Below are 24,936 nucleotides of genomic sequence, written 5' to 3'. Positions count from 1 at the left end.
ACAAGCACGAACCGATTGGAGTACGGGCCGGCCCGCCGCCGGGCCGCCGCCTGCGTAGGCAGGTCGACAGCGGGGCGGGCCGGTCCCGTCGCCGTCACACCCGGAGGGCGCGACAGGTAATGCTGACCGATCCGAAGATCAGAGCGGGCGGATGTTCTCCGCCTGCGGGCCCTTCTGGCCCTGGGTCACCTCGAACTCGACCCGCTGGTTCTCGTCCAGGCTCCGGTAGCCGGAGGACTGGATCGCCGAGAAGTGGGCGAAGACGTCAGCGCCGCCGCCGTCCGGGGTGATGAAGCCGAAGCCCTTGTCAGCGTTGAACCACTTCACGGTGCCAATAGCCATGTGTTTCGTCTCCTTGACGGAACGTCGGACGCGCACTTGTTGCGTGCCCGAAGAGGAGCGCTCCGCGCGGGGATGCGCGAATCGCCTGTCGCTTCTGGTCGCCCCGCCCGGAGAACTCCGGACACAACAAAGAGCGCCTGGGGCCACAATTCCCGCCAGGCGCACACAGAGTCTCTGGTAACCAAAACTGCAACCCGGTCAACGTACCATGGTTTTCCCGCGAGCGGTCAATCTCGGGCGGAATCTTCGGGCAACTGGCTGATCATGGCCGTGAGCCCGGTCACATCCAGCAGATCGGCGGGCCGAACGGTCGTGCCGTGCCGGACATAGTGGAAGGCCGCACCCACCCGGTCCACCGGCACGCCAGCCAGCTCCGCCCAGGCCAACCGGTACACGGCCAACTGCACGGCGGCCACCTCCGCCGCCGGCCCGGTCGGCTGCGCGCCCGTCTTCCAGTCGACCACGTCGAACCGGCCACCCGGGCGGGCGAAGACCGCGTCCATCCGCCCCCGCACCACCACCCCGGCGATCACCGTGGCGAACGGCACCTCCACCTCCGCCGGTGACCGGTCGGCCCACTCGCTGGCCAGGAACCGCTCCTGCAACTCGACCAGCGCCTCGTCCGGTGCGGCGTCCGCGTCCGCCGCACCGGGCAGCTCGTCCAGGTCGAGCAGGCGGTCGGCGCCGAAGCGCTGCTCCAACCAGGCATGGAACGCGGTGCCGCGACGGGCGTACGGGTTCGGCTCGGTCGGCACCGGACGGCGCAGCGTACGGGCCAGCCCGGCCGGGTCACGCCGCAACGCCACCAGCTGGGTGACACTCAACTGCCCGGGCAGGGCCACCTCGACCGCGCCGGAAAGCCTGGTCAGCTCGGCCCGCTCGGCCAGCAGCAGATCCGCCTCGCGCCGCCAGCGCGCCACCTCCGGATCGGCCTCCGGCTCGACCGCCGGCCCGATCGGCGCGGCGACCACCGGACCCACCGGCCCGACAGCCACCGACGCCGGACCGTCGGTCATCAGGCGGCGCACCAGCCCGGCCGCCTCGGCCAACGCCGGTCGACGGCCACCCAGCGGGTCGGCCGGCCACTCCGCGCGCAGCACCACCTCGGCAGTCGGGTTCGTGGCGTCCGGCGTCGGCTCCGGCGCCCAGGCGTCGACCAGATGCCCCGGGCCGCCGTCCAGGCAGGCGTCGTACACCTCGCGCAGGAAGACCGACGGACCCCGCGGCCGCTTCGTGCCCTCCCCCCACCAGTACCCGGAGCACAGCAGCAGCCGGCGCGGGCGAGTGACCGCCACGTACGTCAGCCGGCGCTCCTCCCGCTCGTCGTGGGCCCGCCAGGCGTCGGTGAAGTCGGCCACCGCCCGGGCCACGGCCCGCTGGTCGGCCGCCTCGTCGAGCGCCAGCTCGGGCAACCCGTCGGCGTCGCCGCGCAGCGGGAACGGCAGCACACCGAGCCCGCCCAGCCAGTGGTCGGAGTTGCGCACCGGCCCGGGCCACGACCCACGGCACAGCCCGGCCACCGCCACCACGTCCCACTCCAGACCCTTCGCGGCGTGCGCGGTGACCACCTGCACCGCGCCCTCCACGACCTCGACCTCGCCCGGGGCGAGACCGCGCTCCTCGTCCTCGGCGGCGGCCAGGTAGGACAGGAAGCCGGACAGCGTCGCGCCGGGCGTCTCTCCGCTGAAACGGGCCGCCACGTCGCCGAGGGCGTCCAGGTGCCCCCGGGCCAGGCCGGCGTCGCCGGCGCCGTCGCGGCCGGCGCGCACCGCGACCTCCACGTCCAGGCCGATGGTCCGCTCGATGTCCGCGATCAGATCCGGCAGGGCCTGGTCCAGGCGGTAGCGCAACAGCGCCAACTCCATGCCGTACGCCCGCAGCCGCGCGAACCCCTCCGCCGAGTACGCCTGCGCCGGGCCGAGGTCGGCCAGCGCCTCCACCAGGGTCGCCTCGTCCAGCAGGTCGGGGGTGATGTCCGAGGTGTCGTCGGCGGCCACCTGCCGTCGGGCGTTGGCGATGGCCCGGGCCCGCCGGTGCAGCGCCACCAGGTCACGCGGCCCGATCCGCCAGCGGGCGCCGGTGAGCAGCCGCAGCAGCGCGGCCCCGTCGGTCGGGTCGGCCAGCACGCGCAGCGTGCACACCACGTCGCGGACCTCGGGAGTGTCCAGCAGACCGCCGAGGCCCACCACCTCCACCGGCAGGCCGCGCTCGCGCAACGCCGACTCGATCGCCGGGATCTGGCTGCGGACCCGGACCAGCACGGCGGTCGTCGGCCGCTGCGCCACCGGGATGTGCTCCGGCGCCACGCCGGGCATCCGCGCCGCGCCGCGCCAGGCGGCGAGCACACTGTCGGCGATCCACGCCGCCTCGTCCGCGTACGTGGGCAGCAGCGCGCAATGCACCGTGCCACCGGCCGCGCCGCCGGGGCTGCAGTGCGGGATCGGGTCGCGGACGGTCAGCGCGGAGCGCAGCTCCGGCACCCGGGCACCGGCCGCGCGCAACGGCGTGGACAGGGCGTTCGCCACCCGAAGGATCTCCGGGCGGTTACGCCAGCTGGTGGTGAGCCCGAGCGCCGGGGCCGGCTCACCGTCGGCGCGGGCGAACTCGGTGGGGAACCGGTCGAGGGTGCCCGCGCTGGCGCCCCGCCAGCCGTAGATGGACTGGCACGGATCACCCACCGCCGTCACCGGGTGCCCGCCACCGAACAGCGCGTTGAGCAGCACCACCTGCGCATGGCTCGTGTCCTGGTACTCGTCGAGCAGCACCACCCGGAACCGGTCCCGCTCGATCTCGCCAACCCCGGGATGATCCCGGGCCACCCGCGCCGCCCGGGCGAGTTGGTCGGCGAAGTCCATCGCCTCGAAGTCCTCCTTGCGCCGGGCGTACGCCCGCACCAGCGGCAGCAGGCGCAGCCGGGTCTGTTGCAGGGCGAGCGCCTTGCGCACGTCGGCGTACACCCGGCCCGGCCGCGACTGCACCTCGGCGAAGAACCGGCCGGTCCAGGCGGCCAGCTGGTCCGGCGCGACCAGGTGCTCGTCCAGCTCACCGGCGAGCGCCAGCACCGCGTCGGTGATGGTGCTCGGCATCCGGTCCACCTCGGACATGTCACCGTCGTAGTTGCGTACGAGCAGATCCACCAACTGCCACCGGGACGCCTCGGTGAGCAGTCGGGTGGACGGCTCGTAGCCGGCCCGTAGACCGTGCTCGGTGACGATCCGCCCCGCGTACGAGTGGTAGGTGGAGACGGTGGGCTCACCGGCGAGCGGGTCGTCCAGCGGGTCGCGGCCCTGCCGGCCGAGGCGGCGGATCAGCTGGTCGAGCCGGGTGCGGACCCGGTGGGCCAGTTCGCCGGCCGCCTTGCGGGTGAAGGTCAGCCCGAGGATCTGCTCCGGGCGCACGTACGAGTTGGCCACCAGCCAGACCACCCGCGCGGCCATCGTCTCGGTCTTGCCGGACCCGGCCCCCGCCACCACGAGCAGCGGCTCCACCGGAGCGGCGATGATCGCGGCCTGTTCCCGGGTGGGTGCCGGCAGCCGCAGCAGTTTGGCCAGCTCCACCGGGGTGTACCGGGGCCCGGAGTCCGCCAGCCGAGGCGTCGGCGCGGGGCCCGCGCCGAACAGGGTGGGCTGGGTCATGGATTCTCCGGACGTCGGACGGTCGGCGGCTCGACCACCTGGCGCCCCTGCCCGGAGACCGGGCAGCTGGTGCGCACCGGGCAGACCCGGCACTTCGAGTTGGCCACCGCGGCGAACGTGGCGGCTGCCATCGTATCGGCGGTCCGCCGGACCAGCGCGGTCGCCCAGCCGGCCGCCGGCCCTTCGCCGGCCGCCGGTTGATTCTGCTCCCGGGCATCCTTCGCGGACGTGCCGAGCTGCACCAGCGCCGCGCCGCCGGACTCGTCACCGAACTCGGTGAACGCGCCCGCCTCCACCGCCGCCTGGTACGCGCCGAGCTGCGGATGCTCGGCCAGTTCGGAGCCGGTCACCGCCGTCGACTTGCCGGTCTTGAGGTCGATCACCACCAGCCGGCCGGCCTCGTCGACCTCCAGCCGGTCGACCCGCCCGGTCAGGTCGACCGGTCGCTGCGGATCGTCCAGGCGGACCGCGAACTCGTGTTCGATGGCGAGCAGCCGGCGCGGGTTGGTGGCCAGCCAGCGCAGCAGCTTGTCGACCATCGCCTCGGCGCGCTCCCGCTCGGGGCCGGCCATCCACCGGGCCGCCAGCTCGATCGCGTCGAACCGGGCGGCCACGTAGTCGAGCAGCGCGCCCCGGTCGGCGCTGGCGTCCTCGGCGAGCATCGCGGCGGCGTGCACCAGGTTGCCCACCCCCTGCGCGGTGCTGGTCGGGCCGCTGCCCCCGTGCCGTTCCAGGAGCCAGCGCAGGCTGCACCGCAGCGCGCTCTCCATCGCCGACGGCGTGACCCGCACCGGCGCCCCCTCGTCGACCAGCGGCCGGTCGTCGGAGAGCGCCCGCAGCCCCCACCAGTCGTCGGGGTGCGCGCCGGGCACACCCGCGGCGGCGAGCCGCGCCAGTTCGGCCGCCGCAGCGCGCCGCCGGGCCGCCGGTGCGGCCGGGTCGGTGATGGCGGTACGCAGTTCGGCGACCAGCGCCGGCAGGGTGAGCGCCCGGGGCGGCCGGGTGACCGGCAGCGCCCCGGGCTGGTCCGGCTCGTCGTCGTCGGTGCCCTCTGCGCCGTCGTTGCCGGCCGCCGGCACCGCCACCCGAGCCGGTCCGCCGTTACCGGTCACGCCGCCGCCGGTCACGCCCTCGGCGGAGGAGGTGTCGTTCGGTGAACCGGCGACGGGGCCGCCGCTCGGGGGGCCGGTGCGCGGGCCGGGTGTGCCCGGCGGCGTGCTCGGGCCCAGTTCGTGCAGGAAGCGGCTGGGCTGCTCCTCGTGGTCGTCGCCGCCGACCGCCGCCGATGCCACGGCGCTGACCAGCAGTCGGTGGCGGGCACGGCTGATGGCGACGTGGAAGAGCCGGCGCTCCTCGTCCAGCAGAGCCGAGGTCTGGCCCACCACGTTCGCCGCCCGGGCCCGGCCTACGGACCGGCCGGCCAGCACGTCGACCAGCCGTTCGGAGCCGAGCAGGCTGCCGCGCAGGCGCAGGTCCGGCCAGATGCCCTCCTGCACTCCGGCAATCGCGACCAGGTCCCACTCCAGGCCCTTCGCGGCGTGCGCGGTGAGCAGTCGTACCGCCGCGCCCCGGTCGGCGGTCGGCGCGATGGTGTCCGCGGGCAGGTCCTGGGCGAGCACGTGGTCGAGGAAGACCTCGGTACGCGCGCCGGGCAGCCGGTCGGTGAAGCGGGCCGCCGCGTCGAAGAGCACCAGCACGGCGTCCAGGTCCCGGTCGGCGGCCTCGGCTCGCCGGCGTCGGGCCAGGTCGCCCTCGCCGGCCGCCGGCCGTCCCTGGGCGATCGCGCCGGCCCAGCGCTCGGCCAGCCCACTGGCGTCCCAGACCTCCCAGAGCACGGTCTCGGCGGTGGTGCCGGGTTGGGCTGCGGCGTCCCGGGCGGTGGCGAGCAGCCCGGCCACCGCCTGCGCCGGCTCTGCCCACCGCCGGTCGATGCCGGCCAGGTCCGTCGGGTCGCGCAGCGCCTCGACGATCAGCTCCCCGGACGGACGGCGGTCACCCCCGGCCAGCGCCAGGGCGCGCAGGCCCTGGCGCAGCCGCCGTTCGGCAAGCGGGTCCGCTCCGCCCAGCGGCGAGTGCAGCAGCGCGACGGCCGCCTCCTCGTCCAGCCGGGCCGGTTCCAGTGCGCAGCGCAGCAGGAGCAGCAGCGGGGCCACCGCGGGTTGCAGGTGCAGGGGCAGGTCTTCGCCGTGCACCACGGTCGGGACGCCGGCGGCGTGCAGCGCGCGTTGCAGGGTGGGCAACTGCAACGCCGTCGAACGCACCAGGACCGCCATCCGCGACCATGGGACGCCGTCGAGCAGGTGCGCGGCGCGCAGCGCGTGGGCCAGCCAGGCGGCCTCGCTGGTCGCCGACCGGAACGTGTGCACCTCGACCACACCGGGCGGGGCGTCCGGCAGCGGGCGCAGCCGGCGGTGCGCCATCGGACCGCGCAGCCGGCGGCCCAGCCGGCCCATCGCGGCGAGCAGGACCGGGCCGGCCCGGTACGACGTGCTCAGCAGCACCTGTGCGGCCGGCGCACCGGAGGCCGTCCGGAAACGGTGCCCGAACGTGGTCACCCCGGCCGGGTCCGCGCCACGGAAGGCGTACGTGGAGGAGTCGGGGTCGGCGAACGCGACGAGCGACTTGCCCCCGCCGGCGATGACCGAGAGCAGTTCGAGCTGGGCGGGATCGGTGTCGGCGAGTTCGTCGACGTACACGTGGGCGAGGCGGCGACGCTCGGCGGCCAGCAGCTCCTCGTCGTCGCGCAGCAGACCGGTGGCGGCCCGGACCAGCTCGGCCGGGTCGTACGCGATCGAGCCCCGGTTGCTGACGTCGCGCAGCGCGAGCACCGCGACGTACTCCCGCAGGAAGCGGGCGGCGGCCGGCCAGTCGGCGCGGCCGAGCTTCGCACCCAGCCGGGCCAGGTCGGCCGGGCCCACGCCGCGCTCGGCGGCGCGCATGAGCAGGTCGCGCAACTGACCGGCGAAGGCCCGGGTCCGCAGAGCCGGGCGCAGGTCGGTGGGCCAGCCGACCGGGTCGTCCTCGGGCTCCTCGCCCACCACGTCCAGCAGCTCGCGGATGATCAGATCCTGCTCGGGGCCGCTGAGGAGCCGGGGCGACGGCTCGCCACGTTCGGCGGCGGCCCGGCGAAGCAGCCCGAAGGCGTACGCCGGGAAGGTGCGCACCAGCGGCTCGCGCAGCACCCGGTAGCCGTCCTGTGCGACCCGGGCCTCGATGCGCTGGCGCAGCGCGGTGGCGCCGCGGCGACCGAAGGTCAGCACCAGGATCCGTTCGGGATCGGCCCCTTCGGCGACCCGGGCGGCGACCGCCTCGACGAGGGTGCTGGTCTTGCCGGTGCCGGGACCGCCGAGCACCAGCATCGGCCCGTCGGTGTGCGCGACGACCTCCTGCTGGACGGGATCGACACGCCAGCGACGGCTCGCCGGCCCGGGTGTGCCGGCGGCCTCGACCGCACCGGCGACGGCACCGTCGCCACTCGGCACGGCGACGTCGTCGTCCGGCGCGTCCCCGTCCCCCCGCGCCGGCCTCTCGGGCCGCCGCACCAACCGGTACGCCTGCATCACCAAATCCCATCACCCCCCTACGACACCAACCCACCCCACCCGGGCTGGTCATCGAGGTGGCGGCACGACACGCCGACGGCCCTGCCGCCACCTCTCCTGACCGACCGGGTGGGACCCGGAGTCAGGGTAGGTGGGACTCCAGCGCTTTCACCGCTTCGGGGACCGTGGCGACCACGGTCAGCAGGTTGCGCCCGGCGGGTTTGAGGAAGTTCTGGTCGGTGAGGGTGGCCAGCCAGTCCAGCAGGGGCCGGTAGAAGCCGTCGGTGTCGATCAGCACCATCGGCTTGGCGTGCAGGGCGAGGGTGGCGGTGGTCCAGACCTCGAACAACTCGTCCAGTGTGCCCAGCCCGCCCGGCAGGGTGAGGAACGCGTCCGACCTGTCGATCATCAGGGTCTTGCGGCTGGCCATCGAGTCGGTCACCAGCAGCTCGTCCGAGGCCAGGTCGGCGACCTCCAGATCGACGAGCGCCTGCGGGATGACGCCCACGGTGCGCCCGCCGGCGGCCCGCGCGCCGTCGACCACCGCGCCCATCATGCCGACGCAACCGCCGCCGCTGACCAGCGTGTGCCCGCGCCGGGCCAGCTCCGCGCCGGTCTCCGCGGCGAGGTCGAGCCAGCGTTGGTCGAGGGTGCGGGACGAGGCGCAGAAGACGCAGACCGCCGCCATCAGCCCTCCCGGGGCCGGTCGGGGGCCTGCTCGGCGGCGGCCTGCTGGTCGGCGCCGGTACGCGCCACGGCCTCGTCGCGGACCGCCTCCTGCTCGACGGAGAGCGCCGCCTCGGCCTCGACGATGTGGCGGACGGCCGCGTTGACGTCGTCGGTGAGGCAGATCAGATCCAGGTCCACCGGGCCGATCTTGCCGCTGGCGGCCATGGTGTCGCGCAGCCAGTCGAGCAGCCCCTGCCAGTAGGCGACCCCCATCAGCACGACCGGGAACCGGGTGACCTTGCCGGTCTGCACCAGGGTGAGCGCCTCGAACAGCTCGTCCATGGTGCCGAATCCGCCGGGCAGCACCACGAACGCCTGCGCGTACTTGACGAACATGGTCTTGCGGGCGAAGAAGTAGCGGAAGTCGATGGCCAGGTCGACCCAGTCGTTGATGCCCTGCTCGAACGGCAGCTCGATGCCGAGCCCGACGGAGAGCCCGCCGGCCTCGGTGGCGCCCCGGTTGGCGGCCTCCATCACTCCCGGGCCACCCCCGGTGATCACCGCGTAACCGGCCCGCGCGAGCGCGCCACCCATCTCCTCGGCGAGCCGGCACTCGGCCGCGTCCGGACCGCTGCGCGCCGAGCCGAAGACGCTGACCGCCGGCGGCAGGTCGGCGAGGGTGTCGAAGCCCTCGACGAACTCGGAGAGGATGCGCAGTGCCCGCCAGGCGTCCCTGGTCTTCCAGTCCTCGCGCCCGCGCGAGTCCAGCAGTCGCTGGTCGGCGGTGCTGCTCGGGATCGCCCCTCGGCGCAGCGTGACGGCGCCCCGGTGCCGCTCCTGCCCCGGGCCGCGGCCGGCCTCCCGCCCGTTGTTCTGGCTCATGAGGCAACCGTAGTGGAGCCGCACACGCCGGGTGTGCGGGGCGCGGACGCCGAGAAATAGTTCGCGATCATGGGCAACTATTTGGCTTCCCCGTACGTCTTACTATTCACATACCGGGTATGCCCGGGCGCGCGCCTTCGGGGGAGGAGACAGCGTGATCAGCAACAGCGAGATGATCCGGATCCGTCGACAGATGCAGCGACGGATCCACGACGTGGTGGCCGAGCGCCGCCGCGCCCGTGACCTCGACCCCGCCCTGTCGCCCGCCGCCACCGGATCCGGAGCCGATCAAGAGGTTCGCGCCGCCGACAACGGGCCAGGCTGACGCGAACCTCTTGATCGCCGGGAACACGGCCGACCGGCCAGCCCGCAACGGGCCCGACCAGGTCAGGCCGGTGCGAGCCAGCGGTGCAGCGTCGCCGCGCCGTCACGGATCTTGCTGATCTCGACGTGCTCGTCAGGGTGGTGGGCGAGGTTCGGATCGCCCGGGCCGAAGTTCAGCGCGGGGATCCCCATGGCCGCGAACCGGGCCACATCCGTCCAGCCCAGCTTGCCGATCGGCGCGGCGCCGACCGCCGCCAGGAACTCCTTCGCCGGGGCCGCCTCCAGCCCCGGCGCGGCACCCGCCGCGGTGTCGGTCACCCGCACCTCGAAGCCGTCGAACACCTCATGCAGGTGCGCCTCCGCCTCGGCGGGGGTGCGGTCCGGGGCGAACCGGTAGTTGACCTCGATCTCGCAGTGGTCCGGGACCACGTTGCCAGCCACACCACCGTTGATCCGTACCGCGTTCATGCCCTCGCGGTAGTCGCAGCCGTCGATGGTGACCCGGCGTGCCTCGTACGTCTGGAGACGGCGCAGCACCTCCCCGGCCGCGTGGATCGCGTTCACGCCGTGCCAGGAGCGCGCCGAGTGGGCGCGTACGCCGGTCGTGGTGACCACCGACCGCATGGTGCCCTGGCAGCCCGCCTCGACGATGCCGTACGTCGGCTCCAGCAGCACCGCGAAGTCCGCGTCCAGCCACTCCGGGAACGCCTGCGCGACGAGGTTGAGCCCGTTGTAGCGCGACTCGATCTCCTCGGCCTCGTAGAAGAAGTACGTCACGTCGTAGCGCGGATCGGGCAGCGTCACGGCCAGGTGCAGGGCGTACGCGACGCCGGACTTCATGTCGGAGGTCCCGCAGCCGTACATCAGGTCGCCGCGCATCGTCGACGGGAAGTTGTTGTTCAGCGGCACGGTGTCCAGGTGACCGGCGAGCACGACGCGCTGCGACCGGCCGAGGTCGGTGCGCGCCATCACGGTGTTGCCGTGTCGGTGCGTGGACAGGTGCGGTACGCCCCGCAGCACCTCCTCGACGAAGTCGGCGATCGCCTTCTCGTTGAGGGACACGGACTCTATGTCGACCAGTACGCGGGTCAGCTGCACCGGATCGGCGAGGACCTCGGGGGTCAGCGGGTTCTCCATGGTTCGCACGGTACCTTCAGGTCTGTCAGCGCGAGGAGCGAGCCGAGGCCGGCCTGGCCGCGACCGAGAGGTGTAACAGTGACGTCCGCAGATTCCGCCTGGGGCATCGGCCTGGCCACCGTCACCGCCGACGGGCAGGTGCTCGACACCTGGTATCCGACCGGCAAGCTGGGCCTGGGTGAGCTGCCGCTGGTCGCCGGCGAGGGCGAGTCGGACGTGCTGGACCTGCCGCCGGGCGCGCTGGGCGACCGGTCGCTGCCCGGTCTGCGTACCGTCCAGGTGGTTACGGTGATCGGTTCGCTGGACGACCCGATCAAGGACGCGTCCGACGCGTACCTCCGGTTGCACCTGCTGTCGCACCGCCTGGTGCGGCCCAACCAGCTCAACCTGGACGGCATCTTCGGCAAGCTGGCGAACGTGGCCTGGACGTCCGCCGGGCCGTGCCCGCCGGAGCGGGTGGACGAGCTGCGGGTGATCGAGCGGGCCGCGGGCCGGCACCTGTCGGTGTACGGGGTGGACAAGTTCCCCCGGATGACCGACTACGTGGTGCCCTCCGGCGTGCGGATCGCCGACGCCGACCGGGTTCGGCTCGGCGCGCACCTGGCCGCCGGCACCACTGTGATGCACGAGGGCTTCGTCAACTTCAACGCCGGCACCGTTGGCACCTCGATGGTCGAGGGGCGGATCGTGCAGGGCGTGCTGGTCGGTGACGGCTCCGACATCGGCGGCGGCGCCTCGATCATGGGCACGCTCTCCGGTGGCGGCACCGAGAAGGTGAGCATCGGTGAGCGGAGCCTGGTCGGCGCGAACGCCGGCGTCGGCATCTCCCTCGGCGACGACTGCGTGGTGGAGGCGGGCTGCTACATCACCGCCGCCTCCAAGATCACTCTGCCGGACGGCCGGGTGGTCAAGGCCCGCGAGCTGTCCGGCGTCGACGGCCTGCTGTTCTGGCGCAACTCGGTCACCGGCGCGCTGGAGGCCCGCCCGCGCACCGGCCGGGGCATCGAGCTGAACGCCGCCCTGCACGCCAACGACTGACGCACCCGCCGGGTCCGCGGCACTTGGCCGCGGACCCGACGGGGTACGCCTCAGCGCAACCGGTACGCCTGGATGATCCGTTCGGTGACCGTGTTGCCGGCGGTGTCGCGGGCGGTGGCCCGCAGCGACGCGTAGCCCGTGCCGGCCGGATGGTGCAGCACGGCCAACCAGCCGTCACCTCCGGTGCGGATCAACGTCGCCTTGCGCCAGGTCTTCCCACCGTCGTACGAGACGTCGACGGTGAGCTTGTCCACCCGGGCGGCCGGTGCGCCGGGCTGCCGCTGCACCCGCACCGGGACGACGAAGCCCTGACCGGCCGGAGCGCTGTTGTCGACCCGCAACGGCGGCGCGAAGCGCACCGCCGACAGGGGCAGCCGGGCCGGCGTGTCACCGGCGACGTGCCCGGACCGGAAGGTCCAGCTGGACTCCACCTCGGTGCTCAGGTCGGTGAGGCTGCGCTTCGCCGACGTGACGAGCCGGTAGTTCGCCGCACCGGGCGGCACGGTGAACTGGCCGTAGCCGGCGTACTCGCTCTCGCCGACCAGCTTGCCGTCGCGCCAGAGCTCGGTCCGCTCACTGTCGGTCAGCGACCAGCCCGGATGCCCGGCCGCGTCGCTGAACATCGGCAGGCCGACCAGGATGGTGTCACCGACGCGGGTGACGCTGTTCTCCGGCCAGCGCGGGGTCGGGAAGGACGGCCCGTACGGGGCCTGGTTCCAGACCTCCTGCACCGTCCGCCCGGCCCGGTACGCGGTGGGCGCGGAGAAGAGCGCCCCCTGCGCGTTCAGCCAACCGTCCTCGTCCCGCGTTCCGACGTCGAGCTCGGATTCCCACTTCACGCCCTTGGTGTTGTAGTGCTCGACCCGTTGGCCGGGCACGACGGTGGGCAGGATCAGGGCGGACCCACCGACGTTGTACTCCAGCACGGGGTACACGATCCGCTCGGCCTCCGTGCCCGGGTAGCCACCACGGAACTGGTGCACCACGGTGGCCAGGTCCCGCTTGGCGTAGTTGCGGACGTACCCCGTGGGCAGCCGGCCCGGGATCGCTTCGGCCAGCGCGTACAGGTAGGGGCTGTCGGCCGTGTCCGGCTTGATCCACTGGCTGCTGATGGTGGCGACGAACCGGTCGGCGGAGACCCGCTTGCCGAGTTGGCCGCTGGTCAGGCCGGTGAACGTGTCCGCCCAGAGCCCGACGCCGTAAACGCTGCCGTCGTCGGCCGTGAAGTTGCCGCTGACGTCGATCAGCTCCGGCTTGGCGCCCCGCTCGGGGACTGTCGTCCGGACCGGTCTGGCTCGGCGGGCGTCCACGACGATCCGGGTGTCCCGCTCGATTGTCAGTTCGGGCTCAGCCAACAGGGACATCCCGCCCTGCTCACCCTCCGGCGCGGGCTCGAAGACCAGGCCGCTCAGGCCGTAGCGCCCCTTTGGCACCCGCACGGTGGCCACCCCGTCGTCGCTGACGAGGTCCCAGGAGGCGAAGCTGTCCAGTCCCAGCAGGAGGGTCCAGTGGTCCGCGGTGCGCGCGCCGGCACGGTTGAGGTGCTCCACGGTCAGCGTGTAGCTCTCCACCTCCCGGTGCACGGCCAGCGGGGTGACCGCGACGGCCGCTCCCGATCGGGCCACGATCCGCCCGGTCCAGTAGCCGTCGGCGTCACCGAGCCGGGTGTTCGCGGTGACGGTCGTGGCGGCCGTACCGCCCGCCGGCACGGTGAGCCGGTCGGCGCCCAACTGGAACAGGCCGGCCGGCAGCGCCCGACCGCCGGGGCCGGCGCCCTCGACGCTCAGGTCCACGGTGACCGGGGCGGGACCGTCGTTGCGCCAGGTGACCGTGCGGGTGATCGGGTCGTCGTCGCCGTGCGGCCAGAGCGTACGCCCGAACGAGACGCTCACCGGGTCGGTGGTGATCTGCTCGGTGATCGCGTGCGCGACGTCGACCCGCCCGGCTCCCTGCTGGTAGGCGGTCTGGTCCGGGTGTGGCTTGGCGGCGGCCATCAGGGTGGCCTTGAGCCGGTCGGCCCGCCACCCCGGGTGCTGCTGGGCGAGCAGCGCGGCCGACCCGACCACGTGCGGGGTGGCCATCGACGTGCCGGAGAGCGTGACGTAGCGGTCCCCCACCGGATCGCCGATGACACCGGTGGCGGACCGTGCGGCCACGATGTCGACGCCGGGCGCGGTGATGTCCGGCTTCAGCGCGTCGTCGCCGACCCGTGGACCCCGGCTGGAGAATTCGGCAAGTTCGTCGTTGCGGTCCACCGCGCCCACGGCGAGCCCGGCGTCGGCGCTGGCCGGGGAGCCGACCGAGCCGTCCGAGCCGTCGTTGCCGGCGGCGAGGACGAAGAGCGTGCCGGTCTGCGCGGTCAAGGTCTGCACCGCCTCCTCCAGCGGGTCGACCTCCGGGGTGTCCCAGCCGCTGAGGCTCATGTTGACCACCGCGGCCTTCTTGTCCACCGCGGCCCACTGCATGCCGGCGAGGATCGCCGAGTCGCTGCACCCCTGGTCCTCACAGACCTTGCCGTCCAGCAGCGTCGCGTCCGGGGCGACACCCCGGTACCTGCCACCGGAGGCCGCGCCGGACCCGGCGATTGTCGAGGCGACGTGGGTGCCGTGGCCGACCATGTCCCGAGCCTCGGGGGCCTCGGTGAAGTTGCGCGCCTCGGCCACCTTGCCGGCGAGGTCCGGGTGGGTCGCGTCGACGCCGGTGTCCAGCACCGCGACGGAGACTCCCTTGCCGGTGAACCCGGCCGCCCAGGCGGCGGGCGCGCCGATCTGCGGCACGCTGTGGTCGAGGGTCACCCGGCGGCGAGCGTCCAGCCAGATCCGCTCGACGCCCCCCGCCGCGTCGAGGCGAGCCCCGGCGGAACCGGTGGCGACCGTGGACCAGACCGCGCCGAGGGAGGACTTGCCGGTGGTCAGGGCCGCGCCGCGAATCGCCGGCAGGTCGCGGGTCACCCGGGTGCCGGGCAGAGCGGCCGGGGCGCGCCGGGCGTTGCCCGTCGAGCCGTACGCCACCAGCAGCGGCAGGGTGTCGCGGTGGGCGTCGTCGTAGCGCGCCTCGACCAGCCCGGTGACGTCGAAGAGCCGCCGGTCCACCCGACCCGAGCGCAGCAACGGCAGCGCGTCGGTAGGTGTCACCGAGAGGCGGCCGCGCTCGCGCTGGATCAGGAACCGTACGTCCTCGCGGCCGGCGCCGGGACGGACCGAGGCGCCGGAGCCGGAGCCGTTGACCGTGACCCGGTCACCGGTGATCAGCGTGACGGTGGTCGACCGGTTGGGGGTGGGCCCGCCGGGGGTGGTCTGCCGGTCGGCGCCACCCGGCGGGGCTGGCGCGGTGGGTGCGGCGGATGCGGGGGCCGGCGCGGCGAGCGCCAGCGCGAACACGAGGCCGAGGGCGGCCAATCTTCTTCTCTGGTGCAACGGATCCTCCTCGTCAAGCGTCTTGATGTACGGGAGTCACATTGACAACCCAGAATTGCATACCGCGTATGCAAAAAGAAGACAGAAAGATGACGGACCCGCCACAAGCCGACGAACCGGGCCGGCATGATCGAGCGGTGACCTCCATGAAGGACAAGATGCTCGCCGGCGAGCCCTACCTCGCCGACGATCCCGAGCTCATCGCCGACCTGGACCGGGCCGCCCGGTTGATGGAACGCTTCAACACCAGCCCCGCGGCGGATCCGGCGCAGCGGCTCGCGGCCCTGCGCGACCTGCTCGGCGAGCTCGGTGAGGGCACCTGGATCCGTCCGCCGTTCTACTGCGACTACGGTTGGCAGATCCGGATCGGGCCCCGCAGCTTCGTCAACTACAACGCGGTCTTCCTCGACGTCGCGGCGATCACCCTCGGCGCGGACGTCCAGGTCGGACCGAACGTGCAGCTCCTCACGCCGACCCACCCGGTGGAACCCGGCCCGCGCCGCGACAAGTGGGAGGCCGCCAAACCGATCACCATTGGCGACAATGTGTGGCTCGGCGGCGGCGCGATCGTGCTCGCGGGAGTGACGATCGGCGCGAACACCGTCGTCGGCGCCGGAGCGGTGGTGACCCGCGACCTACCCGCCAACGTGGTCGCGGTCGGCAACCCGGCCCGACCGGTCCGCGAACTCGACTGAGAAGACAGCATGGGAACGATCCACATCGACCCCGGAACGCCCACCACCGGGGACATGACCCGCGACGATCGCGGCGAGCAGTGACGACGGTCGCTCAGCTCACCGGCGGGTCGGGCAGGCGGACCACCAGGTCGGCCCGATCGGCCGTGGGGATGACGCAGGCCGCGTTGGCCTCGTCGCTGCCCAACGCCCAGGCCCGCGCCTGCTCCGGTGACCGCCCGTACGCCTCATGCCGAGCGGTCAACCGGCGCTGGCGCAGCTCGACGTCCAGGTCGAGGAACCACACCTCGTGCAGCAGCGTCCGGACCTCCTCCCACGGAAAGTCCGGCACGAGCAGGTAGTTGCCCTCGGTCACCACCAGGCGCACCGACGGCGGCACCTCGATCGCACCGGCCACCGGCTCCTCGATCTCACGGCGGAACTCCGGCGCGTAGACCGAGGTCGGCTCCAGCCGGCGCAACCGGCGCAGCAGTGACACGTACCCGTTGGCGTCGAAGGTGTCGACCGCGCCCTTGCGGTCGGCGCGGCCCAACCGGACCAGCTGCGCCTGCGCCAGATGGAAGCCGTCCATCGGCACCAGCCGGGCGCTCGGCCCGACCTCGGCGACGATCCGCTCGGCCAGGGTGGACTTGCCAGCGCCGGGCGCCCCGGTGATGCCGAGCAACTGCCGCGGGCCGGCGTCGGCCAGTGACCGCGCCCGCGCCACCAGCTCGTCGACGGCCAGCACCCGGGCCGCCGGCATCAGCCCAGCACCGGATCGCTGATCGTGAACCGGGCCTGTACCGCTGCCTGCACGGTCTGCGGCTGCGGGTCCAGCTCCAGCTCGGGCACCCCGCCGCCAGCGCCACCCCCGACGTCGAAGGCCGCGCGGGCGAACATCGGCCGGTCCCCCGGACCGGAGTCGGCCAGCTCGATCAACGCGGTGACGCGGGCGCCGAGCGCCTCGGCGTACTCCCGGGCGCGCAGCAGTGCGTCGTTGATCGCGGCGTGCCGCGCCTCGCGGTACGCGGGGCTGTCCGGGCGCAGCTCCCACCAGGGGCCGGCCACCTCGACCTGGTCCTGGTCGGCCAGTCGGAGCATCAGCTCGCCCAGAGCGGTGAAGTCGATGACGGTGACCGTCGTGGTGACGCTGCCGAGCCAGCCCACGACGCGCTCACCCGAGCGCTTGGTCTGCGGCCGGACCCACAGGTCGCCGGCCTCCCGCCGGGCCACCGCCGGCTCCGAGCCGTCCAGCAGCACGCGGACGGCGGCGGCCCGCTCGGCGAGCTGCGTCAGCGTCGCCTCCCGATCCCGACCGCGGGCGGTCGCGGTGACCGCGAACCGCGCCAACTCGGGCGGCACCTCCCGGGTCGCCTCGCCGCGCACCTGCACAACCGGGCCGTCCGTCGCCATGCCTGTCAGCCTAGTCAGCCACCGGCAGCCATGCCGGGTAGGAGACGACGTCCGAGCCGATCCGGCATCCCGTCAGGTGGCCACCGGCGTCGCCCAGCCCGCGCAGCCAGCCCACCTCGACGGCGTGGTCGCCGCCGGCCGGGAACTCGCGGTCCGCCGGGCCGAACCGGCGGCCCCGCAACGCCGACCGCGCCGCGCCGGCCTGGGCGTACCCGGCGGTGAGCGCGGGCGCGTCGCCAGCACGCAGCGCGCCGGCCAACTCGTCCAGCAGCACCCGGACCTCGGCCAGCTCGTGCAGGACCCGTTCGCGGTTGCCGAGCAGCATGTTCGCCGTCCGCTCGGCCGGTGTGCCGGCGACCCGGGTGCCGTCGGAGAAGCTGCCCGCGGCCAGTGCCAGCACGGCGTCGCGCAGCGGCGACCGCTGCACCGCCCCGGCCAGCGCGCCGGCCAACAGGTGCGGCACGTGCGACGCGAGCGCGGCCACCGAGTCGTGCGCCGGCGCGGACATCGGCACCACCCGGGCACCGAACAGCTCCACCAGCAGCCCGGTCAGCCAGCGGAAGGCGAGCGTCGCGGCGCCCGTCGCCGGGCAGAGCACCCAGGCGGCACCGGTGAGCAGCGTCGGGGAGGCCGCCGTCAGGCCGGCGGACTCCGCGCCCGCCATCGGGTGCCCGGGTACGAAACGGTCGGTGAGCCCCAGCCGGTCGGCGGCCGCAGCCACCTCGACCTTGGTGCTGCCGACGTCGGTCAGCACACAACCCGGCGCGGTCAGGTCGGCCACCTGGGCCAGGGTCCGGGGCAGGGTGGGCAGCGGACCGCAGAGGAAGACCACGTCCCGGCCGGCGACGGCCTGTTCGACCGTGGCCGGGGCCGTCAAACCGCGCTCCCGGGCCCGTTCCCGTGTCGCCGGGTCCGGATCCCACCCGGCGACGTCCAGGCCGGCGTCGGCGAGACGCAGCAGCAGCGAACCACCGATCAGGCCGGTGCCGAGCACCGCCGCCCGTACGTTGGCGTACCGTCCGGTGTCGCCGTCGGTCATGGCCGGCCGCCCGGGGTCAGGCCCGCAGCCGGCCGGCGACCGCTGCGACGTGCTCGTCGGACTCGGTCAGCGCCACCCGGACGTACCGCTGGGCGGAGGGGCCGTAGAAGACACCGGCAGCGACCAGGATGCCGCGCCGGGCCAGCCAGTCGACCGTCTCCCAGCAGTCCTCGTCGCGGGTGAGCCAGAGGTAGAGGCCCGCCTCCGAGTGCTCGACCGTGAAGCCGGCGCCGGTGAACGCGGCGGCCAGCACCTCGCGCCGGGCGCGGTAGCGCTCCCGCTGCTCGACGGCGTGCTCCTCGTCCTGGAGGGCGGCCACCATCGCGGCCTGCACCGGCGCGGGCACGATCATGCCGGCGTGCTTGCGGACCTTCAACAGCTCGGCGACGAGAGCCGGATCGCCGGCCACGAACCCGGCCCGGTAGCCGGCGAGGTTGGACCGCTTGGAGAGCGAGTGCACGGCGAGCACCCCGGTGTAGTCGCCGCCGCAGACCTGCGGGGACAGCACCGAGACCGGCTCGGCCGACCAGCCCAGCGGCAGGTAGCACTCGTCGCTGGCGACCACCGCGCCGCGCTCCCGGGCCCAGTCGACGACCTTGCGCAGGTGTGCTGCGGGCAGCACCCGCCCGGTCGGGTTACCGGGCGAGTTGACCCAGACCAGCCGGACGCGCGAGGTCGGCCCGACCGCGGTGAGCGAGTTGGCGCGAACCACGGTGGCGCCGGCCAGCCGCGCCCCGTCCTCGTAGGTGGGGTAGGCGATCGACGGCACGACCACCACGTCGCCGGGACCGATGCCGAGCAGCGTCGGCAGCCAGGCGACCAGCTCCTTGGAGCCGATGGTCGGCAGGACGCCGAGACCGTCGACGCCAGCGCCACAGGCCCGGGCGACCCACGCCGCGATCGCGTCGCGCAGCGCCGGAGTGCCGGCGGTGAGCGGGTAACCCGGAGCGTCGGACGCGTCCGCCAACGCCTGACGGATCACCGCCGGAACCGGGTCGACCGGCGTGCCCATGGAGAGGTTGATCAGGCCCTCCGGATGCGCCGCGGCCAGCGTGGCCGCGGCGTCCAGGGTGTCCCAGGTGAACTCGGGCAGCCGTGCCGAAACCGGCGCGGGCCGGTTCAGTGGCCCTCGCCGCGCGGCGGCTGCGCGGCGACGAAGGTGGCGTCCTTCTCCACCTTGCCGATCTTCGAGGCGCCCCCGGGCGAGCCCAGCTCCTCGAAGAACTCGTAGTTCGCGCCGGTGTAGTCCTTCCACTGCTCCGGGACGTCGTCCTCGTAGAAGATCGCCTCCACGGGGCAGACAGGCTCACAGGCACCACAGTCGACGCACTCGTCGGGGTGGATGTAGAGCATCCGGTTGCCCTCGTAAATGCAGTCGACCGGGCATTCCTCGATGCATGCCTTGTCGAGCACATCCACGCACGGCTCGGCGATGATGTAGGTCACCGGTCTTCTCCTCCGCAAGACGCGCCGCGATCTCCCGCGACGGTAAGAGCCTAGTATCTCGCCGGGGAGGGGGTCGATCGTGCTCCGACAGCAGGATGTGGGACACCGGATTGTGGTCCGCCGGATTGTGGGGATTCGCGAAGGCCGCCCGCTGTTTTCCGATGCCCTCGGCGAGCTGGTGGAGTTGAGCGAGACTCATCTCACCCTCGCCACGGCGCAGGGCCCGCTGCGGGTTCCGGTGGCGCAGGTGCACCGGGCCAAGCGGGTGCCGCCGACCCGCCGGCCGACCGCCGCTGCGGTGGTGGCGCTGGAACGGGCCGCCGACGAGGCCTGGCCGGCGCCAACGCGCGGTCGGCTCGGCGACTGGCTGCTGCGCTCGGCCGAGGGTTGGACCGGCCGGGCCAACTCGGCACTGCCGATCGGCGATCCGGACCGACCGCTGCCGGCGGCGGTGGACGCGGTCGAGCGCTGGTACGCCGACCGAGGTCAGCCGGCGATGATCAACACGCCGTTGCCGCTCGCCGCGCCGGTCGGCGCCGAGCTGGACGAACGCGGCTGGGACAGCCGCCCACCGACACTCGTACAGACCGCGCCGCTCCCCCTGCCACCCGCCGCCGCCCCGGCCACGTCGGGCGGTGCCGTCGTCGAGGTGGTGACCGCGCCCAGCGACGAGTGGCTTGCCGTCGCCGCCGGTCGCAAGGGCGGCCTACCGGACGCCGCCCGGCACGTGCTCACCGCGGTGGGCCAGGTCCGTTTCGCCCACGTGTACGTCGACGGCACGCTGGTGGCGATCGGCCGCGGCACGGTGACCGGCGAGGGCCGTTGGTTGGGCCTCAGCCTGATCGAGGTGCTGCCGACAGCCCGCCGGCAGGGACTGGCACGCCGAGTGATCGTCGCATTGTCCGCGTGGGGTGTGTCGGTCGGTGCCACGCACGCATTTCTCCAGGTGGAGCAGCGCAACACGACGGCCGTCGCGCTCTACCGGACGCTCGGCTTCGTCACCCACCACACCTACCTGACCCGGGTCGCCCCGCACCCAACCGACCCGGCCACCGCTTGATCCACTCCAGATCGCCGAGTCGGGGGTGTCCCGGGCGCTCGACACCGCCACATCGGCGACAGTGAGTTGATCAAGCGGGAGGCTCGGGCCGGCGCGGCGCGCACCGGCAGGTCGACGTCAGCGGCGAACCACGCGGCGGGGCTTGGCCGCCTTGACCTCGGCGTACCGCTTGAGCTGCTGCGAGCGGTGGTCGAGCCCGAGGGCGGTCGCCACCAGGTACCCGATCATGGTCCCGAGGCCGGTGGCGAGCAGGTAGAGCCAGATCTGGGCGAAGAACGTGCCCGCGCCGTCGGCGAACGGGTTGTGACCGACCACCAGCGGCCCGACCAGCACGGTCAGGGCCATGGCCACCAGCACCACGACCGCCACGTCGCCCGCCCACACGGCCAGCGGCCGCACGCGTCCCCAGCGGAAGGCGATCGCGGCCATGGTCAATCCGATCACCACGAACATCGCCAGCGACACCCGGTCGGCCGCGGCGTCGTCACCATCGAAAGCGAACCGGGTGACCAGCCGGGCGACCAGGTTGACCGCGAACAGCCCTCCCGCGAGCACCCCGATGGTCCGCCACCGTTTGTCCATCGCACGACCTCCTGCCGTACGCCCCGTTTGCGGGGCCACATCCCTGGCAGGAATATCTACCACTCGTACCTGTGTGGCGTCACCAGCGACCGAGCGTGGGCGGCGGGGCGAGGATCTGCCGGAAACCCATCACGGCGAACGTCATCGCGCCGGCCACGATCATCGCCAGGCCGACCCAGTTGTCGCCGGCCAGCAGCAGGTCGCCCTCGGTGGTGCGGATGGCGGCCACCGCCATCAGGGCGAACCACGGCACCGCCGGCAGCGCCACCGCCCAGCGACGGCCGACCACCTCGTGCGCGAACCAGCTCAACACGATGTTGGCGCCGACGGCGAGCAGCGCCGAGACCCCGATGAGCTGCCCGCCGACCCGGAGGGTGGCGAGCAGCAGCTCCAGCACACCGGTCACGACCCCCGCCACCATCACGACGACCGCGCCGGCGAGCCGCAGACCCAGGTCCAGCAGTCGCGGCGGTGGCCCCGCCTCGGGCGGGGTGTCCTGGTCGTTCAGGACCGACATCGGCGCGGCGGGGAGCGTCACCGGAGACCGGCCGCCGCGACCGGGGACCGGTCCGCGGGGGCCGCTCCGGACAGCCCGGCGAAGAGGTCGTCCTCCCAGCCGTACGGGCCGGCGCCCGGGCCCTTCGCGCCGACCGCGAGGGTGAAGAACTCCACGCCCATGAACTCGCCCCCGAAGTTGCCGGCGATCGAGTAGAGCCAGGAGGTGGCCGGGATCTGGGTGGCGTGCGCCCGCATCGCCGCCTCCTTGGCCGCGTGCTGGTCGGTGCCGTCGATCCGGGCGGCGATCTGGTCGTCCGGGGTGCCGAAGGGCAGCTCGGCCAGGTCCTGGATGCCGGCGAACGGGTTGTCCGAGGATTCGGCGAAGTGCGCCATGCCGGCCTCCAGCACGCTGAGCGGCATGGCCGTCCAGTAGACCTTCGCCGGGGCGCAGCCCTCGACGGCGGCCAGTTCGACGGCGCGCATCGCCACCCGGTGTGCCTGGATGTGGTCGGGGTGGCCGTAGAAGCCGTTCGGGTCGTACGTGATCAGCACCTGGGGGCGTACCTCCCGCATGATCTCCACCAGGTGCCCGGCGGCCTCGTCGAGGTCCGCCTGCCAGAAGGCGCGGGGGTGATCGTTCGTCGCGAGGCCCATCATCCCCGAGTCGCGGTAGCGGCCGGCGCCCCCGAGGAAACGGTGGTCGCTGACGCCGAGCGCGGCGCAGGCGGCGACCAGCTCGGCGATCCGGTACCCGCCGAGCTGGTCGGCCTCGGCGGCGGCGAGCTGCGCCAGTGCCGGTACGTGGATCTCGCCCTCCTCGCCGAGGGTGCAGGTCACCAGCGTGACGTGTGCGCCGGCGGCGGCGTAGTGAGCCATGGTCGAGCCGGTGCCGATCGACTCGTCGTCGGGGTGCGCGTGGACCAGCAGCAGGCGGCGGTCGGGCAACGTCGTCACGACGGTCACTCTAACTGGCGGTTCTCCCCCAGGGTCGTCGACGCGTCCGCCCAGGTCGGCCACATCACGCCCGGCGCGGCTCTACGATTTGGCCTGTGGACTTTCCGGAGCTGGCCGCCCGCACCCGCCGGTTCAGCCACGGCGCGCCGCGCGCTGTCTCCGTGGCCGAAGACGGCTCCCGGGTGATCTTCCTGCGCTCGGCCGGCCCGGAGGACCCGGCGGACGCGCTCTGGCTGCTGGACGTGGCGACCGGCGAGGAACGACTGGTAGCCGATCCGGCCACCCTGCTGGGCGCCGAGGGTGACGTGCGGGCGCTCTCCCCAGGCGAGCGGGCGCTGCGCGAACGGCTGCGGCTCACTGCCGCCGGCATCGGCTCGTACGCGTTGGACGCCGCCGGCCGGATCGCGGTGTTCGCGCTGGCCGGTCGGCTGTTCCGGGCCGATCTGGTGCACGGTGACGTGGTGGAGGTGGCCGCCGTCGGTCCGGTGCTGGATCCTCGACCGGATCCGACCGGGGAGCGCCTGGCGTACGTGACCGACGCCGCCGGTGGTGTGCGCCGGGGTGAGCTGCGCGTCATCGAGGCCGATGGCACGGACACCCTGCTGGCAGGCGAGGACGCCGGGGTGAGCTGGGGTCTGGCCGAGCACATCGCGGCGGAGGAGTTCGGCCGGTACCGGGGCTACTGGTGGGCCCCGGACGGGCGGATGGTGCTCGCCGCCCGGGTGGACGAGTCCCGGCTGGACCGCTGGCACCTGCACGACCCGGCCGAGCCGGGCAGCCCGCCGACGGCGGTGGCGTACCCCCGGGCCGGCGGCCCGAACGCCGAGGTCAGCCTGCACCTGCTGGACCTGAACGACGGCTGGGTCGACGTGCACTGGGACCGCGAGACCTACCCGTACCTGACCGAGGTGAGCTGGGGCGAGGGCAGCCCGCTGATCACCGTGCTGCGCCGCTCGCAGCAGCACGGGCTGGTCCTCGCGGTGGACCCGCGCACCGGTGAGACGCAGGTGCACGCCGAGCTGGCCGATCCGCGCTGGGTGGAGCCGATCGCCGGCACGCCGGCACACCTGCCCGACGGCCGGGTGCTGGTCGGCGGCGAGCTGGCCCACGACGGGTACGACGCCCGCTGTCTGTTCGCCGACGGCACCCTGCTCACTCCCCCGTCGCTGTACGTGCGACGGGTGGTGGGTCGGCTGCCGGCCGTCAGCGGTCCCGCCGACCTGCTGGTCGAGGCGAGTGACGGCGAGCCGAGCGAACGGCACCTGTTCCGGGTCCGTACGACCATCGGGGGCGGGGTGGACGCCCGGCGGCTCACCACCGACTCGGGCTGGCACACGGCGGCCGTCGGCGGGGACGTCCTGGTGGTGGGGGCCGCCTCGCTGGACCACGCCGGCGTGCGGTGGACGGTGTCGCGCGGCGGGCAGGAGCTGGCCGAGCTGCGGTCACTGGCCGCCAACCCGCCATACTCGCCGCTGCCCCTGCTGGAGCGGGTGACCGACCGGCGACTGCCGGCGGCGGTGCTCTACCCCGACAACCATGTGACGGGCCGGCGGCTGCCGGTGCTGCTCGACATCTACGGCGGTCCGGGACACCAGGAGGTGGTGGCGGCCCGGGCCGCGTGGCTGGAGCGGCAGTGGTGGGCCGACGCCGGGTTCGCGGTGGTCACCATCGACAACCGGGGTACGCCGGGCGTGGCGCCGTCGTTCGAGAAGGCGATCCACCGGCGGGTCGCCGACGTGATCCTGACCGACCAGATCGACGCGCTGACCGCGCTCGCCGGCAAGCATCCGGACCTGGACCTGAGCCGGGTGGGGGTACGCGGTTGGTCGTTCGGCGGGTGGCTGGCCGGGTTGGCGGTGTTGCGCCACCCGGAGCTGTTCAAGTGCGGGATCGCGGGCGCACCGGTGACCGACTGGGCGCTGTACGACACCGCGTACACCGAGCGTTATCTCGGCCTGCCGGAGGACGGCATGGACGTGTACGCGCACCACTCGCTGATCGAGTTGGCCGCGGAGCCGGTCACCGGGCCGGACCAGGCCCGCCCGTTGCTGCTGGTGCACGGTCTGGCCGACGACAACGTGGTGGCCGCGCACACGCTCCGGCTCTCCGCGGCCCTGCTGAGCACCGGCCGCCCGCACGCCGTGCTGCCGCTGACCGGCGCCACCCACCTGGCCGCGAACGGCACCGCCGAGCGGCTGCTCCCGCTGGAACTCGACTTCCTGCGTACCCATCTGTTGTCGGGCAGCATTCGCTAAGTGATTTCGGCAGGTCGGGTCCTGCAAGGG

Annotated in this window: 20 protein-coding genes; 5 read left to right on the top strand and 15 right to left on the bottom strand. The window is 73.7% G+C overall.

Annotated features, from left to right (window positions below; genetic code table 11):
- Positions 1-138: 138 nt before the first annotated feature.
- From OG505_RS31795 to OG505_RS31775, 5 genes are all read right to left on the bottom strand, one after another.
- Entirely contained in the window at positions 139-342 is a 204-nt protein-coding gene (locus OG505_RS31795; RefSeq protein ID WP_007464836.1) for a cold-shock protein, read from the bottom strand.
- A gap of 227 nt (positions 343-569) precedes the next feature.
- A complete protein-coding gene (locus OG505_RS31790; protein ID WP_405429634.1) occupies positions 570-3,977 on the bottom strand; it encodes an ATP-dependent helicase in 3,408 nt (1,135 codons plus the stop codon).
- A complete protein-coding gene (locus OG505_RS31785; RefSeq protein ID WP_405429633.1) occupies positions 3,974-7,537 on the bottom strand; it encodes an ATP-dependent helicase in 3,564 nt (1,187 codons plus the stop codon). Before OG505_RS31785 ends, OG505_RS31790 begins: the two co-directional genes overlap by 4 nt.
- Positions 7,538-7,661: 124 nt before the next feature.
- On the bottom strand, positions 7,662-8,207 hold the full coding sequence (locus OG505_RS31780) for a TIGR00730 family Rossman fold protein (protein WP_405429632.1): 546 nt from the start codon (positions 8,205-8,207) through the stop codon (positions 7,662-7,664).
- The gene (locus OG505_RS31775) at positions 8,207-9,070 is read right to left on the bottom strand and encodes a TIGR00730 family Rossman fold protein (RefSeq protein WP_405429631.1); all 864 of its coding nucleotides are present in this window, start codon (positions 9,068-9,070) and stop codon (positions 8,207-8,209) included. Before OG505_RS31775 ends, OG505_RS31780 begins: the two co-directional genes overlap by 1 nt.
- 154 nt (positions 9,071-9,224) lie before the next feature.
- Here OG505_RS31775 and OG505_RS31770 point away from each other — a divergent pair, with 154 nt between their 5' ends.
- Entirely contained in the window at positions 9,225-9,395 is a 171-nt protein-coding gene (locus OG505_RS31770) for a hypothetical protein (RefSeq protein WP_234583810.1), read from the top strand.
- A gap of 62 nt (positions 9,396-9,457) precedes the next feature.
- Here the strand turns inward: OG505_RS31770 and dapE are convergent, their stop codons facing one another.
- On the bottom strand, positions 9,458-10,531 hold the full coding sequence (gene dapE / locus OG505_RS31765; RefSeq protein ID WP_405429630.1) for a succinyl-diaminopimelate desuccinylase: 1,074 nt from the start codon (positions 10,529-10,531) through the stop codon (positions 9,458-9,460).
- 78 nt (positions 10,532-10,609) lie between these two features.
- Between dapE and dapD the strand changes: the two genes are divergently transcribed.
- Positions 10,610-11,569: a 2,3,4,5-tetrahydropyridine-2,6-dicarboxylate N-succinyltransferase gene (gene dapD, locus OG505_RS31760; RefSeq protein ID WP_405429629.1), complete on the top strand. Its 960-nt coding sequence runs from the start codon at positions 10,610-10,612 to the stop codon at positions 11,567-11,569.
- 50 nt (positions 11,570-11,619) lie between these two features.
- Here dapD and OG505_RS31755 read toward each other — a convergent pair whose 3' ends face one another.
- On the bottom strand, positions 11,620-14,985 hold the full coding sequence (locus OG505_RS31755) for a S8 family serine peptidase (protein WP_405429628.1): 3,366 nt from the start codon (positions 14,983-14,985) through the stop codon (positions 11,620-11,622).
- 137 nt (positions 14,986-15,122) lie between these two features.
- Here OG505_RS31755 and OG505_RS31750 point away from each other — a divergent pair, with 137 nt between their 5' ends.
- Positions 15,123-15,680: a sugar O-acetyltransferase gene (locus OG505_RS31750; RefSeq protein ID WP_405429627.1), complete on the top strand. Its 558-nt coding sequence runs from the start codon at positions 15,123-15,125 to the stop codon at positions 15,678-15,680.
- Between the two features lie 94 nt (positions 15,681-15,774).
- Here OG505_RS31750 and OG505_RS31745 read toward each other — a convergent pair whose 3' ends face one another.
- The 5 genes from OG505_RS31745 to fdxA are packed head-to-tail and all read right to left on the bottom strand — an operon-like array spanning position 15,775 to position 19,557.
- The gene (locus tag OG505_RS31745; protein ID WP_405429626.1) at positions 15,775-16,422 is read right to left on the bottom strand and encodes a nucleoside/nucleotide kinase family protein; all 648 of its coding nucleotides are present in this window, start codon (positions 16,420-16,422) and stop codon (positions 15,775-15,777) included.
- Complete coding sequence (locus OG505_RS31740; protein ID WP_405429625.1) at positions 16,422-17,072, bottom strand: SIMPL domain-containing protein; 651 nt, start codon at positions 17,070-17,072, stop codon at positions 16,422-16,424. Before OG505_RS31740 ends, OG505_RS31745 begins: the two co-directional genes overlap by 1 nt.
- Positions 17,073-17,082: 10 nt before the next feature.
- Complete coding sequence (locus OG505_RS31735; RefSeq protein ID WP_405429624.1) at positions 17,083-18,111, bottom strand: prephenate dehydrogenase; 1,029 nt, start codon at positions 18,109-18,111, stop codon at positions 17,083-17,085.
- Between the two features lie 16 nt (positions 18,112-18,127).
- Entirely contained in the window at positions 18,128-19,234 is a 1,107-nt protein-coding gene (dapC, locus tag OG505_RS31730; RefSeq protein WP_405434837.1) for a succinyldiaminopimelate transaminase, read from the bottom strand.
- Complete coding sequence (fdxA, locus tag OG505_RS31725; protein ID WP_091422126.1) at positions 19,231-19,557, bottom strand: ferredoxin; 327 nt, start codon at positions 19,555-19,557, stop codon at positions 19,231-19,233. Before fdxA ends, dapC begins: the two co-directional genes overlap by 4 nt.
- Before the next feature lie 79 nt (positions 19,558-19,636).
- Here fdxA and OG505_RS31720 point away from each other — a divergent pair, with 79 nt between their 5' ends.
- On the top strand, positions 19,637-20,617 hold the full coding sequence (locus OG505_RS31720) for a GNAT family N-acetyltransferase (protein ID WP_405429623.1): 981 nt from the start codon (positions 19,637-19,639) through the stop codon (positions 20,615-20,617).
- A 117-nt stretch (positions 20,618-20,734) separates the two neighbouring features.
- Here the strand turns inward: OG505_RS31720 and OG505_RS31715 are convergent, their stop codons facing one another.
- The 3 genes from OG505_RS31715 to mshB all read right to left on the bottom strand — a co-directional run bounded on the left by OG505_RS31715 (position 20,735) and on the right by mshB (position 22,660).
- Positions 20,735-21,199 (bottom strand): hypothetical protein, encoded by a 465-nt coding sequence (locus OG505_RS31715; RefSeq protein ID WP_405429622.1) that lies wholly within the window; start codon positions 21,197-21,199, stop codon positions 20,735-20,737.
- A gap of 79 nt (positions 21,200-21,278) precedes the next feature.
- Entirely contained in the window at positions 21,279-21,716 is a 438-nt protein-coding gene (locus OG505_RS31710; RefSeq protein WP_405429621.1) for a hypothetical protein, read from the bottom strand.
- Between the two features lie 17 nt (positions 21,717-21,733).
- Positions 21,734-22,660: an N-acetyl-1-D-myo-inositol-2-amino-2-deoxy-alpha-D-glucopyranoside deacetylase gene (gene mshB / locus OG505_RS31705; protein ID WP_405429620.1), complete on the bottom strand. Its 927-nt coding sequence runs from the start codon at positions 22,658-22,660 to the stop codon at positions 21,734-21,736.
- Positions 22,661-22,746: 86 nt separating this feature from the next.
- Between mshB and OG505_RS31700 the strand changes: the two genes are divergently transcribed.
- A complete protein-coding gene (locus OG505_RS31700; protein WP_405429619.1) occupies positions 22,747-24,906 on the top strand; it encodes a prolyl oligopeptidase family serine peptidase in 2,160 nt (719 codons plus the stop codon).
- Positions 24,907-24,936 lie beyond the last annotated feature (30 nt).

It is taken from the genome of Micromonospora sp. NBC_00617 (genome assembly GCF_045161355.1).
Lineage (GTDB): Bacteria > Actinomycetota > Actinomycetes > Mycobacteriales > Micromonosporaceae > Micromonospora.
The sequence above is the reverse complement of the archived record's forward strand: the minus strand, read 5'-3'. Positions and strand labels throughout refer to the sequence as shown.